The 12,130-nt window shown below is 68.3% G+C and carries 12 protein-coding genes; 10 read left to right on the top strand and 2 right to left on the bottom strand.

Going from position 1 to position 12,130, the window contains the following annotated elements:
• The first annotated feature begins 146 nt into the window (after positions 1 to 146).
• The 4 genes from JNB_RS10750 to JNB_RS10735 all read left to right on the top strand — a co-directional run bounded on the left by JNB_RS10750 (position 147) and on the right by JNB_RS10735 (position 3,820).
• Positions 147 to 1,157, top strand: coding sequence for an aldo/keto reductase family protein (locus JNB_RS10750; RefSeq protein WP_009776489.1), 1,011 nt, complete (start codon positions 147 to 149; stop codon positions 1,155 to 1,157).
• Between the two features lie 69 nt (positions 1,158 to 1,226).
• The gene (locus JNB_RS20480; protein ID WP_148232383.1) at positions 1,227 to 2,051 is read left to right on the top strand and encodes an SDR family oxidoreductase; all 825 of its coding nucleotides are present in this window, start codon (positions 1,227 to 1,229) and stop codon (positions 2,049 to 2,051) included.
• Positions 2,048 to 2,845 (top strand): 2-oxo acid dehydrogenase subunit E2, encoded by a 798-nt coding sequence (locus JNB_RS20475; RefSeq protein ID WP_009776487.1) that lies wholly within the window; start codon positions 2,048 to 2,050, stop codon positions 2,843 to 2,845. The genes JNB_RS20480 and JNB_RS20475 overlap by 4 nt, the downstream gene beginning before the upstream one ends.
• A gap of 105 nt (positions 2,846 to 2,950) precedes the next feature.
• Complete coding sequence (locus JNB_RS10735) at positions 2,951 to 3,820, top strand: dimethylarginine dimethylaminohydrolase family protein (protein ID WP_050766605.1); 870 nt, start codon at positions 2,951 to 2,953, stop codon at positions 3,818 to 3,820.
• A 76-nt stretch (positions 3,821 to 3,896) separates the two neighbouring features.
• Here the strand turns inward: JNB_RS10735 and JNB_RS21675 are convergent, their stop codons facing one another.
• Positions 3,897 to 4,064: a hypothetical protein gene (locus tag JNB_RS21675; protein WP_009776485.1), complete on the bottom strand. Its 168-nt coding sequence runs from the start codon at positions 4,062 to 4,064 to the stop codon at positions 3,897 to 3,899.
• Positions 4,065 to 4,103: 39 nt separating this feature from the next.
• Between JNB_RS21675 and JNB_RS10730 the strand changes: the two genes are divergently transcribed.
• From JNB_RS10730 to JNB_RS10720, 3 genes are all read left to right on the top strand, one after another.
• The gene (locus JNB_RS10730; protein WP_009776484.1) at positions 4,104 to 4,784 is read left to right on the top strand and encodes a hypothetical protein; all 681 of its coding nucleotides are present in this window, start codon (positions 4,104 to 4,106) and stop codon (positions 4,782 to 4,784) included.
• Positions 4,785 to 4,905: 121 nt separating this feature from the next.
• On the top strand, positions 4,906 to 6,231 hold the full coding sequence (locus tag JNB_RS10725) for an acyl-CoA dehydrogenase family protein (protein ID WP_009776483.1): 1,326 nt from the start codon (positions 4,906 to 4,908) through the stop codon (positions 6,229 to 6,231).
• A gap of 30 nt (positions 6,232 to 6,261) precedes the next feature.
• Positions 6,262 to 7,521, top strand: a complete 1,260-nt coding sequence (locus JNB_RS10720) for an acyl-CoA dehydrogenase family protein (protein WP_009776482.1) — start codon at positions 6,262 to 6,264, stop codon at positions 7,519 to 7,521.
• Positions 7,522 to 7,529: 8 nt separating this feature from the next.
• On the opposite strand, the gene JNB_RS10715 is transcribed toward JNB_RS10720, so the two are convergent.
• Positions 7,530 to 7,886, bottom strand: a complete 357-nt coding sequence (locus tag JNB_RS10715) for a hypothetical protein (protein ID WP_148232382.1) — start codon at positions 7,884 to 7,886, stop codon at positions 7,530 to 7,532.
• A gap of 113 nt (positions 7,887 to 7,999) precedes the next feature.
• Between JNB_RS10715 and JNB_RS10710 the strand changes: the two genes are divergently transcribed.
• The 3 genes from JNB_RS10710 (at position 8,000) to JNB_RS10700 (ending at position 12,101) form a co-directional block, all read left to right on the top strand.
• Positions 8,000 to 9,733: a S8 family serine peptidase gene (locus JNB_RS10710; RefSeq protein ID WP_148232381.1), complete on the top strand. Its 1,734-nt coding sequence runs from the start codon at positions 8,000 to 8,002 to the stop codon at positions 9,731 to 9,733.
• Positions 9,734 to 9,985: 252 nt separating this feature from the next.
• Positions 9,986 to 11,674 carry an HNH endonuclease signature motif containing protein gene (locus JNB_RS20470; RefSeq protein WP_009776479.1) on the top strand — a complete coding sequence of 563 codons (1,689 nt, stop codon included), beginning with the start codon at positions 9,986 to 9,988 and terminating at the stop codon, positions 11,672 to 11,674.
• 52 nt (positions 11,675 to 11,726) lie between these two features.
• Positions 11,727 to 12,101, top strand: a complete 375-nt coding sequence (locus tag JNB_RS10700) for an MmcQ/YjbR family DNA-binding protein (protein WP_009776478.1) — start codon at positions 11,727 to 11,729, stop codon at positions 12,099 to 12,101.
• Positions 12,102 to 12,130 lie beyond the last annotated feature (29 nt).

The following is a 12,130-nucleotide window of genomic DNA, read 5'->3' as shown; positions in this document are numbered from 1 at the left end:
CTCCTTCGCATAGGGGGTGGACCCGGTGGGGTCCGTCCTCGACGCTACGCGTGCGGGACCGTCCAAAGGGTCAAAGAGGGCACCTGACCTGCGAAAATGTCACCTGACGCACAGTGTCGGTGGTCACCCGGCATACGGTTGGGTGCATGGACTACCGATACCTCGGCAACAGCGGACTCAAGATCTCAGAGATCACCTACGGCAACTGGCTCACCCACGGCTCCCAGGTCGAGAACGACATGGCAACGCAATGCGTGCGCGCCGCACTCGAGGCTGGCATCAGCACGTTCGACACCGCCGACGTCTACGCCAACACCAAGGCGGAGACCGTCCTCGGCGAGGCGCTCAAGGGCGAACGCCGCGAGAGCCTCGAGATCTTCACCAAGGTCTACTGGCCCACCGGACCCGGAGGGAAGAACGACACCGGCCTGTCCCGCAAGCACGTCATGGAGTCCATCAACGGGTCGCTCCAGCGACTGCAGACGGACTACGTCGACCTGTACCAGGCGCACCGCTACGACACCGAGACGCCGCTCGAGGAGACGATGCAGGCGTTTGCCGACATCGTCCGTCAGGGCAAGGCGCTCTACATCGGCGTCAGCGAGTGGACCGCGGACCAGATTCGCGCGGGTGTCGCCCTGAGCAAGGAGCTCGGCTTCCAGCTCATCTCGAGCCAGCCGCAGTACTCCATGCTGTGGCGTGTCATCGAGGACGAGGTCGTGCCCACGTCCCAGGAGCTCGGCGTGAGCCAGATCGTGTGGAGCCCGATCGCTCAGGGCGTGCTCACCGGCAAGTACCAGCCGGGGCAGGCGCCGCCGGAAGGCTCGCGCGCGACGGACGAGAAGGGTGGCGCCGACATGATCAAGCGGTTCATGAACGACGACGTCCTGACCCGCGTCCAAGGACTCAAGCCGATCGCTGACGAGGCGGGCCTGACCATGGCCCAGCTCGCCGTCGCCTGGGTGCTCCAGAACGACAACGTCGCCGCCGCACTCGTCGGGGCCTCGCGTCCGGAGCAGGTCCACGAGAACGTCAAGGCTGCGGGTGTGCGCCTCGAGCCGGCAGTCATGAAGCAGATCGACGATGTCCTCGGTGACGTCGTCGAGCGTGACCCGGGCAAGACAGCGGAGACCGCACCCCAGAAGCGGGTCGCCTGACCCTTGGCGGTGTCGGGCCCCACCTCGGTGGCGGTGGGGCCCCCGTCGGCCGTGAGTGACACTGTGCAGATGCGGATCACGGGCGCGCACGTCCTCCTCACCGGCGCGACCGGGACGATCGGCGTGGCCCTGGCCCACCGGTTCGTTCGCCAGGGAGCCCGGGTCACCCTGGTCGCACGAACCCTCGAACCGCTGCAGGCACTGGGCCAGGCCACCGGTGGCAAGGCCTTCCCCGCGGATCTCTGCGACCCGGAGACGCTGCACGGCCTCGTTGGGCGGGTGGAGGCACGGCACGGCCCCGTCGACGTCCTCGTCAACAACGCCGGTGTCGACGCCACGGGGTTCCTGACAGACCTCACGGCCCAGGATCTGCGTCGCGCCATCGACCTCAACCTCACCGCGCCACTCGAGCTCTGTCGACAGGTGCTCCCCGGAATGCTCGCCCGGCGCAGCGGACACCTCGTCAACATCTCGTCGCTGGCGGGGGTGGCGACCTTCCCCGGGCTGGCCGTCTACGGCGGGAGCAAGGCCGGCCTGACCCACGCCACCTCGGGACTGCGCGCGGACCTGCGGGGGACGCCCGTCGGGACCCTGACGGTCGAGATCGGCCCGGTCGTCTCCGAGATGATGAACCGCATCGGTCGTCATGGACCCAGCGATGCTGCCTTCGCCAGAGTGTTGGGGGCGCGGCTGCTCACCCACCTCGACCCCGACGACGTCGCTCGAGGGATCGTGACCGCCATCGAGCAGGGTCGCCCCCACCTGCGCCTGCCCAGGCGAGCCGCGCCGATCGCGGCGATGACCGGAGCGCCCCGGGCGCTCGCACGGATCGCACTCTCCGGCATACCGGCTCGTGCAGTCACGCAACGACCCGAGACGCGGTCGGCACCATGAGCAGGCGACGCACCTCGACCCGCAACAAGATCGCGGTGGCCAGCTGGCGGCCGTCGAGCGACGGGCGGATCTACACCCGCATGGAGCTCGATGCGAGCGCGGTTCTCGCCTACGTCGATCGGGTGCGATCCGAGTCGGGGGAGCGGGTGACGATCACCCACGTCGTCGGGGCGGCACTCGGGCGAGCGCTCCATCAGGTGCCCGAGGTCAGAGCCCGGATTCTCCTGGGTCGGCGCCTCGACCTCGACACCTGCGACGTCGGCTTTGCGGTCGACATCGAGGGCGGGTCGGACCTGGCTCCGGTCAAGGTGCGCGACATCGACCAGCTGAGTCCGCTGGAGGTCGCCCGAGCGCTGGGCGCGGGTGCCAGCCAGCTTCGCGCCGGCGAGGACGTCGCCTACCGCCGCACCTCCGGGATCGTGCGGTGGGCACCGAGCTGGGCCGTGCGCCCCGCGCTGGCTGTCGCCAGCATCGTCGCCGGCGGTCTGGGGCGGCCGGTCCTGGGCCAGCCCGGATTCCCGCTCGGCACAGCCTTCGTCTCCAACGTGGGTTCGCTGGGCCTCGACGAGGCGTTCCTCGCCCCGCTGCCCTTCGCCCGCACGCCGGTCTACCTTGCAATCGGGGCGGTCCAGGACAAGGCGGTGGTCGTGGACGGCGAGGTCGTCGTGCGCCCGGTTGTCGTGCTCGTGGCCACCGCCGACCACCGCATCGTCGACGGTTCGCACGCCGGGCAGCTCGCCGCCATCCTGCGCGACCTCGTGCTGCATCCCGACCGTCTCGACTCCTCCGCCTGACCCACGTGCACCCATCCCCTCGACAAGCATTCGGCAACGCCCCGGCCCGAGTGTCACACTGGCTGCGCCCCAAACGGCTGGGGCCGCTTGAACCAGGAGGATTCGTTGCTCAACTCGACGCTGCTCATGTCATCGGCGCACTACTTCGGCAACGATCACAAGCTCAACCCCTATTACGAGGACGGCGCAACCGTCGACACGGCGAAGGCCGAGATCGAGCACAACGGCATCAAGGACGCGTTGCACCGCGCCGGCGCCGAGATCGTCACCGTCGACGCGCCCCCGACGAGCCAGGACGGCGTCTACACCGCGAACTGGGCGCTCGTTCGTGGCGGTCGCGCGCTCATGGCGACGCTGCCCCCCTCCCGCCAGACCGAGGAGGCGTGGGCCCGCACCCAGCTCACCGAGCTCGGCTACCAGATCGACGACCTGCCGCAGCCGTGGCGCTTCAGCGGGCAGGGCGATGCCCTGATCTGTGGTGACCTCGTGTTCTGCGGCGCCGGCTACCGCTCGGACGAAGAAGCCCTGGAGTATGCCGCCCAGCACTTCGGTCTCCAGCGCATCCAGTTGCAGACCCTTCCGCAGCTCGACGACGCCGGCCAGCCCGTCATCAATGTGGTGAGCGGGTGGCCCGACAGCTACTGGTACGACATCGACCTCACGCTTTCGGTTCTGCGCGAACCGGATTCGACGAGCAAGGGCCTCATCGCCTACTGCCCCGAGGCCTTCACGCCCGAGAGCCGCGAACTGCTCGCCAACCTCGACATCGTCGACAAGATCGAGATCTCCGAGGCCGAGGCGCGGGCATCGTTCGCGTGCAACCTCGTCTCGACCGGGACGACCGTCGTCATGAGCGACAGCGCACCGCAGCTGCGGGCCGACGTCGAGAGTGCTGGCCTGTCGGTCATCACCCCGCACGTCGACGAGCTCGCCAAGGGCGGCGGCTACATCCGCTGCACCAGCCTCTGGATCTGACGCCCAACCTCGACTTGTTGCGCAATCCGCCGTCCCCCGCTGCGCTCCTCCCGACGGATTGCGCAATAGGTCGAGATCAGGGACGGGACTGTTCGGCGCGGGCGTGCCTCTCGTGGAGGCGCTCGCGGATCTCGTCGGGGGAGTAGGCCCGGCGCTGCCGCTCGTTGCGCGCGATGACCGCACCGGTCGCGACGACTGACGCGACGCCGGCCAGTCCGAGAACCTTCCACCAGTTCGACTGCATGCAGGAAGCGTATGCCGCTGGGCGGCATACGCTGCCGTCATGCCTTCCGCGCACGAGACGTCCGCCGGCCTCTCGCTCGATGAGGCCGTCGACCTGACTCGCACCGGCGACGTGTGGATCTTCCGGGGACGGTCCGTGGCCGACCGGGCCATCCAGACCGCGACGAACTCGCCGGTCAACCATGTCGGGATGGCCGTCGTGCTCGAGGACCTGCCACCGCTCATGTGGCACGCCGAGCTCGGGAGGTCGTTGCAGGACATGTGGACCGGCGACTTCCACCGCGGCGTCCAGCTGCACGACCTGCGCTCCGCAGTGACGCGGTGGCAGGAGACCTACGAGCAGCAGGCCTGGCTGCGCCAGCTCAGCCCCGAGGTGGGGGAGGAGCACGAGGATGCGGCGTTGCGCTGCGTCGCTCGACTCGACGGGGTCTCCTTCCCGTCGACGGGGCGGCTCGCCTGGCGGTGGCTCAAGGGTCGTGACGCCCACCTCTCACGACGCGACCTCGAGCTCAAGGCGATGCGGCCGGAGATGGCCTACTGCGCCGAAGTCGTCGCGTTGACCTATGAGGAGATGGGCCTGCTCACGCCGGATGCGCCGATGAACTGGTACGACCCCGGCCGGTTCTGGAGCGGGGACTCGCTGCCGCTCGTCCATGGGTGGGAGCTGGGGACCGAGATCGCGGTCGCTCGCGGAGCGGAAGGAGCGGGCGATGCAACCTGAGTCACAGGTGGTTACCGGATGACAAGTTTGCGGTACTCTCGGTATCAGGCACTAGCGGTATCGGATAGTTTCGGCCGCTTCAGTGCGTGACCGACGACGTTTCCTCGAAGGGAAGCCCACCATGGCGATGACGCCACCCACCCTCGCCGACCGGGGCCAGCGCCTCGGCCTGCGTCTCATCTCCAAGGCCGGCGGTCTCCCCGTCATGGCCGACCCCAAGGTTCGCGGCCGCGTTGAGAAGCTCCTCAACCGCAGCGCCCACTCGGGGTTCAAGGCACAGGTCGCCGTCGGCCGTGCCTTCAAGAAGTCCAAGGGGTCCGGCAGTGCGACCCGCCCGGCAACGGCCAGGCGCGGCGGTCTCTTCGACCTCACGCCGACCGAGGACCAGCAGATGCTCCAGCAGGCCGCGAGCGATCTCGCCGACGAGGTGATCCGGCCGGCCGGGTCCCGCGCCGACGCCGAGCGCGCCGTGCCCGACGAGGTCCGTGAGGCCATGCAGGAGATGGGCCTCGCGCTCGTCGGTGTGCCCGAGGAGCTCGGTGGCATCGCCGAGGAGCGTTCGGCCGTCGCCGGCGTCCTCGTGCTCGAGCAGCTCGCCCGCGGCGACATGGGCATCGCCGTCTCGCAGATGGCCACCGCCGCCGTCGCCACTGCCCTCGCCCTCTATGGCGACGCTGACCAGCAGGCGACCTACCTGCCGCACTTCACCGGTGACGAGCCCGTGGCCGCCGCAGCCCTGGCGTTCCAGGAGCCGCAGCCGCTCTTCGACCCGTTCGCCTTGACGACCACCGCTGTCGCACAGGGTGATTCGCTCGTCATCAACGGGACGAAGGCCATCGTGGCCAACGCCGACAAGGCCGAGATCTTCATCATCTCGGCGATGGTTGACGGCGAAGCCCGCCTCGTCGTCGTCGAGGCAGCGACCGACGGCATCACGATCGAGGACGACCCGGCGATGGGCGTGCGCGCTGCCCACACCGGTCGCGCGATCTTCACCGACGTCACCGTGCCCGCGACGAACCTGCTCGGCTCCGCCGACGACCACCGCGACGCCGTGCGCCGCGCCCGTGTCGCCTGGGCCGCTGCCGCCTGTGGCACGGCCAAGGCCGTCCTGGACCAGGTCATCACCTACGCGCAGGAGCGCAAGGCCTTCGGCGAACCCATCGGCCAGCGCCAGGCCGTCGCCTTCATGATCTCCGACATCGCCGTCGAGCTCGACGGTCTCCGTCTCGTCACTCTCAAGGCGGCCGCTCGCCTCGACTCCGACACCGATGCAGCCCAGGTCATCGGCGAGGCCCGCGCGCTCACCTCGACGTATGCCGCCCAGATCGGCTCGCACGCAGTGCAGCTGCTCGGTGGTCACGGCTTCGTCAAGGAGTTCGACAACGAGCGTTGGTACCGCGACCTCCGTGGAGCGGGTGTCCTCGAGGGCACCCTGCTCGTCTGACCGGCATACCGAAAATCCAAGGACACAGACATGATCGATCTTGAGGTTCCGAAGAAGTTCCGCCCGCTCATCGAGCAGGCGCGCGGTATGGCCGAAGAGGTCTTCCGCCCCATCTCTCGCAAGTACGACCTGGCCGAGCACGCCTACCCGCAGGAGCTCGACCTCATCTCCGCCCTCATCGACGGCATGGGTTCGTCGGGCGCCGGGCAGGGGGCTGGCGCATCCAGCTCCACCCGCGCCAAGGACGACGACCAGGAAGGTGTCGTCGCGGCCGTCGGCTCCGGCCGCAACACCCGTGAGGACAAGAAGGTCAAGAACGGCTCCAACCTGTCCTCGGTGCTCTCGATCCTCGAGACCTGCCGCGGCGACGTCGGCCTCACCCTGTCCCTCCCGCGCCAGGGCCTGGGCAACGCGGCCATCGCGGCCGTCGCCAACGACGAGCAGAAGGCGAGGTATGCCGGCAAGTGGGCTGCCATGGCCATCACCGAGCCCGAGACCGGTTCGGACTCCGGTGCCATCCGCACGACCGCGGTCAAGGACGGCGACGAGTACGTCCTCAACGGCGAGAAGATCTATGTCACCTCCGGTGAGCGCGCCGAGCTCGTCGTCGTGTGGGCGACCCTCGACAAGAGCCTCGGCAAGCAGGCCATCAAGTCGTTCGTCGTGCGCCGCGACAACCCGGGCATGAAGCTCGTGCGGCTCGAGCACAAGCTCGGCATCCGCGCGTCCGACACGGCCGCGTTCCACCTCGACAACTGCCGCGTCCCCGCCGACGACCTCCTCGGGGACCCGGAGATCAAGATTGAGGGCGGCTTCGGTGGCGCCATGCAGACCTTCGACAACACCCGCCCGCTCGTGGCGGCCATGGCCCTCGGCCTGACCCGCGGCTGCCTCGACACCACGACCGAGCTGCTCGAGAAGGCGGGCGTCACGGTCGACTGGGACAAGCCGGCATACACGCAGTCCGCCGCGGCAGCCAAGCTGCTGCAGATGGAAGCCGACTACGAGGCTGCCCACGCACTCACCCTGCGGGCCGCGTGGATGGCCGACAACGGCAAGCCGAACTCCATGGAGGCCTCGATGGCCAAGGCGAAGGCGGGACGCACCTGCGTCAACGTCGCCCTGGCCTGTGTCGAGCTCGCCGGCGCGACCGGCTACAGCGAGCGCGAGCTCCTCGAGAAGTGGGCGCGCGACTCCAAGATCCTTGACATCTTCGAGGGCACCCAGCAGATCCAGCTGCTCGTCATCGCCCGCCGCCTGCTCGGGATGAGCTCGAGCCAGCTCAAGTAGTCAGCGGGTCAGCGGCGGCGGTCGCTTTGCCGCTGGCGCTGGACCCACGGCACACCAATCGCCAGCGTCGCGAGGGCGAGCACCAGGGCCGCCGCGAGCACTCCGCACAATGCAGCGAACCCGACCTTGATGATGCCCTCCCACACGAGGTGGTCATAGGCAAGGTCGGGTTCGTTCTGCGTGCCCGTCCAGAAGCCGAGGACAAAACCGAGAGCCGCGAGGATCATCAGGCCGAGCGAGAGGCCTGCGCCCTTGGCCATCTGCGCAGCGTCGATCGGTGCGGCGGACTCGTCGCCCTCGTCGACCCGATGGGCAAACGTCTCGAAGACGTCGGGCATCGGCTCAGAGCGGCGGCGCTTGGGCATGACGCGAAGCATAGGCCGGATCTGGTCATTCCCAACGGTGTTCATCGCGGCGTCGCCGCACTACGTTGAGTTTTGGTGCGCAATGGGGCGTGCCACACACAGAGGAGGAACACATGCGACGATCTCGCATGCTGGCTCTGACCGGGACGGCTGCACTCGTTGCTGCCATTGCCGGCTCGGCCACCGCCACCGCCGTTCCCAGCGCGCCAGCAGCAGCGTCCACGGGCAACGGAAGCTATGTCGTCCTGGCTGACGCCGGGACGAATGCCAGGGCAGTGGCCGATGCGCTGCGCGCGGCAGGAGGAACGGTCACGTCGGTGAACACCGACATCGGCCTCATCACCGTCAAGGGTTCGAGCTCCCTGCTGACCAAGGCGCGAGGAATGAAGGGCGTCGATGGTGCGGCCCACGACCGCACGATCGGCCGCAGCCCACAGACCACCAAGAAGGACGCCGTCCTCAAGGAGCACGCGGCCCTCGCAGCGGCGACCAAGGCCAAGGGCAGTGCCAAGGGCGGCACCGGCACCAAGGGCGCTCCGTCCACGTCCGACCCACTCGACAGTCTCCTGTGGGGCATGGACATGATCAACGCCCCCGAAGCGCACCAGACCGAGATGGGCGACAAGCGCGTCCGCGTCGGCATCCTCGACACCGGCGTCCAGGGTGACCACCCGGACATCGCGCCGAACTTCGACGCGAAGCTCTCCCGCAACTTCACCACCGACATGACCGACATCGACGGCGAGTGCGAGGTCGCGTCCTGCGTCGACCCGGCTGACGTCGACGACAACGGTCACGGCACGCACGTCGCGGGCACCATCGCCGGTGCCATGAACGGCATCGGTGTCAGTGGTGTCGCACCGGACGTGGGCATCGTCAACATCCGCGGTGGCCAGGACAGCGGCTACTTCTTCCTCGGCCCGGTCGCCAACGCGCTGACCTACGCCGGTGACGTCGGCATCGACGTCGTCAACATGTCCTTCTACGTCGACCCGTGGCTCTACAACTGCGCGGGTGGCGCTCCCGAGGACAGCCCGGAAGAGGCCGCCGAGCAGGACGTCATCATCGACACGATGAACCGTGCGCTCGAGTACGCCCACTCCAAGAACGTCACGCTCGTCGCCGCTCTCGGCAACGACCACGACAACATCAGCGCCCCGCGCAACGACGTCAGCAGCCCGGACTACCCGGGCGGCACGGAGCACTCGCGGACCATCGACAACGCGAACTGCTGGGACCTCCCCACCGAGGGCCCGCACGTCATCGGTGTCTCGGCACTCGGCCCGTCGGGCGAGAAGGCCGACTTCTCCAACTGGGCGAGCGACCTCACGTCCGGTGAGCTCGAGGTGGCTGCACCCGGTGGTTGGTTCCGCGACGGCATCGGCACCGACACCTACCGCACCAACGAGAACCTCATCCTCTCGGCGGCTCCGCTCCACGTCATGCAGGCCGAAGGCCAGGTCGACGAGGCCGGCAACATCACTCCGGACGGCGCCGCTCTCGGCACCATCAAGGACTGTGGTGTCGTTCGTGGTGCGACGGTCTGCGGGTACTACCAGTACCTCCAGGGCACCTCGATGGCGTCACCGCACGCTGCGGGTGTCGCCGCTCTCGCGGTGAGCGCTCACGGCAAGGTCCAGGGCAAGGCCGGGTTCGGTCTCGCGTCGGACTCGGTGCGTGACCTGCTCATGGGCACTGCCACCGACCACGCCTGCCCGGCTGGTGGCGTCCGGTCCTACGTCCCGGAGGGTCGCGACGCGTCCTTCACGGCGACGTGCACCGGCACCACGGACTTTAACTCCTTCTACGGCGACGGCATCGTCAACGCTTTGGGAGTGGTCCAGTAACACCGTTTGTCACCTGACAAACGCAGCAGGTATGCCGTCCGCTCACGTGAGCGGGCGGCATACCTGCGTTGGGGGTCACCGCTCTTCGACAGGTCTGTCGGTGCCCAGTTGTAGCGTCGAAGCCTCGGGGTTGACGGCCGGTCCGTTCGTGCTGCCCAAGTCGCGAATTCGGTTGTGCCAGTTCGGAATTCAGCCCAGAGCGTAGTCGAAAATGCTTGACAGTCGAACGTGAGTTCTAGGACAATTGGGGGCATGGACGAGGCACCCGCAACCGACATTGCGCGACTGCGCGCAGCGTTGGAGGGTGCCCGTGACGCGTTGGATTCCGACGGCTCGGGGGCGGGTCCGTTGGGGGATGTGTTGACCCGGCTGAGCGGCCCGGAGCTGGCGGAGTTCATGGCGTTGATGGATGACGTGAAAGCACGTGCGGCTGCGGGTCAGATCAGGGTGACGGCGGAGGCGGCGCATCGGGGTGAGTTCACGTCCGCTCGTCGCGGGGTGGGGTCGGTGCATGCGTGGGTGCGTGAGCATGCACCGTCGTTGCAGCAGGATGGTGCGGGTCAGGTTGCGCAGTTGGCGCAGGATGTGGCGTGTTCGGTGCCGGGTGGGTTGTGGTCGACGGCGGGTCCTGGGGTGGGGGCGTACGCGGACCCGGAGAAGCCTGAAGGGATTGTGTGGGCGCGGGTGCTCACCGGTGAGGTGGGGGCGAAGCTGGCGCTCAAGGTGTTGCGGGAGGCTGCCCGGTTGGAAGACATGTTGGAGCCGGAGGCGGTGCCCACGGTCGCGAAGGCGATGTGCGATTTCGGGGTGGCCTGGGGTGCGGGCGAAGTGCCGAAGCTGCGTCATGAGCTGATTGCCCGGTTCGGGCGTGAAGGGGAGTTCGATGACGTGCAGGACCGGTTGCGGTCCGGGGCGTACCTGTCCAGTCCTCGTATCCAGGATGGGGATGTCACGGCGTACGAGTTGGCTTTGACTCCGGAGCAGGCGGCGATGTTGGAGGCCGCGATCGGCCCGTTGTCCCAGCCCGCCCCCAACGAGGTCACGGGGGAGCGGGACCACCGCCCGGCAGGACAACGTCGGGCGGAGGCGTTGGCTGCGGTGTGTGGTCGGGTCGCGGGGGAAGACGCCGCGGCGCAGGATTCACCGGGTGGTGCGTCGACGACGGTGCACGTCAACATTGACTTCGATGACCTCCTGGCCCACTTCCCCGACCACGAAGACACTGACACTGCGCCTGACCTCGACCGTGAAACGGAGGGTTCGGGGTGTGGGCGGGTGATGGTGTCGCGGGCTCAGGCCACGATGCTGTCCCCGGCGATCGTGCGCCAGCTCGCGTGCGACGCCGACATCATCCCGGTCGTGTTCGGCTCGAACGGGGAAATCTTGGACGTGGGGCGCGCGGTCAGGTTGTTCACCAAGGCTCAGCGCCGCGCCCTGTGGCACAGGGACAAGCACTGCACCTATCCCGGCTGTGATGTTCCGGCCGGGTGGGCCAAGGCGCACCACCTGGTTCATTGGGTCGATGGTGGCGATTCGGACCTGGCCAACGCGGCCCTGCTCTGTCAACGCCACCACACCCACGTCCACGACAAGCGGTTCATCGCGACCGTGCACGCACCCGATGAACACGGCCGATCCGTGACGTGGGACCTCAGCCCGGGCTCGTACGACCGGGAACTCCCCGCCCGCCTGAACAAGATCCGGCGGGAGCGCGCGAAGAAGCAGGCGACGGCTGATCAGGGCGCGGCGGAACGCACCCGCCTCGACACCGGACCCCCCGACCCCTGGGCCAACGAACCACCCGACCACGTCATCGAAGCCTGGATCGAGGAGTGGACCGCCGAAGAGCAGGACCGCGAACGCCTCGAAGCCCAACGAGAGGCGCAGTTCGACGACGCCCTCGCCACCATGCTCGACGAAGAACGCACCCACACGTCCTGAGCCGTTGAGCCGGACGTCAAGGCCTGTCGGGGGCTCGATCTAGAGTCGGCGCATGGCGTCAGTCGAGCGACCCCTGGTCCCGGTCGAGTGGATCGAGCGGATCTCCGAGATCCTCAGCGCCTTCCCCGAGGTCCAGGAGCACGACGCCTGGATCGGGATGGCGTGGAAGGTTCGGGCTGCCACCATCGCGCACATCTTCGGCGGCGAGGACCAGCTGTTCCGCATCACCTTCCGGGCCGAGCCCGATGAGGTGGTGGCCTTCGAACACATGGGCGCTCCCTACTTCAGGGCGAGTTGGGGAGGCAACGTCGTGGGCCTCCTCGTCGATGACCACACCGACTGGGAGGAAGTGGCCGAGCTGCTGACCGACTCGTACTGCATCCAGGCGCCGAGCGCCCTCGCGGATCAGGTCCCCCGCCCCGGCTGACGACTACTCAGCCGGGGTCGCTCCATCGC

The organism is Janibacter sp. HTCC2649 (assembly GCF_000152705.1).
Lineage (GTDB): Bacteria > Actinomycetota > Actinomycetes > Actinomycetales > Dermatophilaceae > Knoellia.
Note: the sequence above shows the minus strand (reverse complement) of the source record. Positions and strands in the feature narration are given on the sequence as shown.

Coding starts and splice junctions, on each gene's coding strand:
- JNB_RS10750 (WP_009776489.1), top strand. CDS start 147: ATGGACTACCGATACCTCGGCAACAGCGGACTCAAGATCTCAGAGATC.
- JNB_RS20480 (WP_148232383.1), top strand. CDS start 1,227: ATGCGGATCACGGGCGCGCACGTCCTCCTCACCGGCGCGACCGGGACG.
- JNB_RS20475 (WP_009776487.1), top strand. CDS start 2,048: ATGAGCAGGCGACGCACCTCGACCCGCAACAAGATCGCGGTGGCCAGC.
- JNB_RS21675 (WP_009776485.1), bottom strand. CDS start 4,064: ATGCAGTCGAACTGGTGGAAGGTTCTCGGACTGGCCGGCGTCGCGTCA.
- JNB_RS10730 (WP_009776484.1), top strand. CDS start 4,104: ATGCCTTCCGCGCACGAGACGTCCGCCGGCCTCTCGCTCGATGAGGCC.
- JNB_RS10725 (WP_009776483.1), top strand. CDS start 4,906: ATGGCGATGACGCCACCCACCCTCGCCGACCGGGGCCAGCGCCTCGGC.
- JNB_RS10720 (WP_009776482.1), top strand. CDS start 6,262: ATGATCGATCTTGAGGTTCCGAAGAAGTTCCGCCCGCTCATCGAGCAG.
- JNB_RS10715 (WP_148232382.1), bottom strand. CDS start 7,886: ATGCCCAAGCGCCGCCGCTCTGAGCCGATGCCCGACGTCTTCGAGACG.
- JNB_RS10710 (WP_148232381.1), top strand. CDS start 8,000: ATGCGACGATCTCGCATGCTGGCTCTGACCGGGACGGCTGCACTCGTT.
- JNB_RS20470 (WP_009776479.1), top strand. CDS start 9,986: ATGGACGAGGCACCCGCAACCGACATTGCGCGACTGCGCGCAGCGTTG.
- JNB_RS10700 (WP_009776478.1), top strand. CDS start 11,727: ATGGCGTCAGTCGAGCGACCCCTGGTCCCGGTCGAGTGGATCGAGCGG.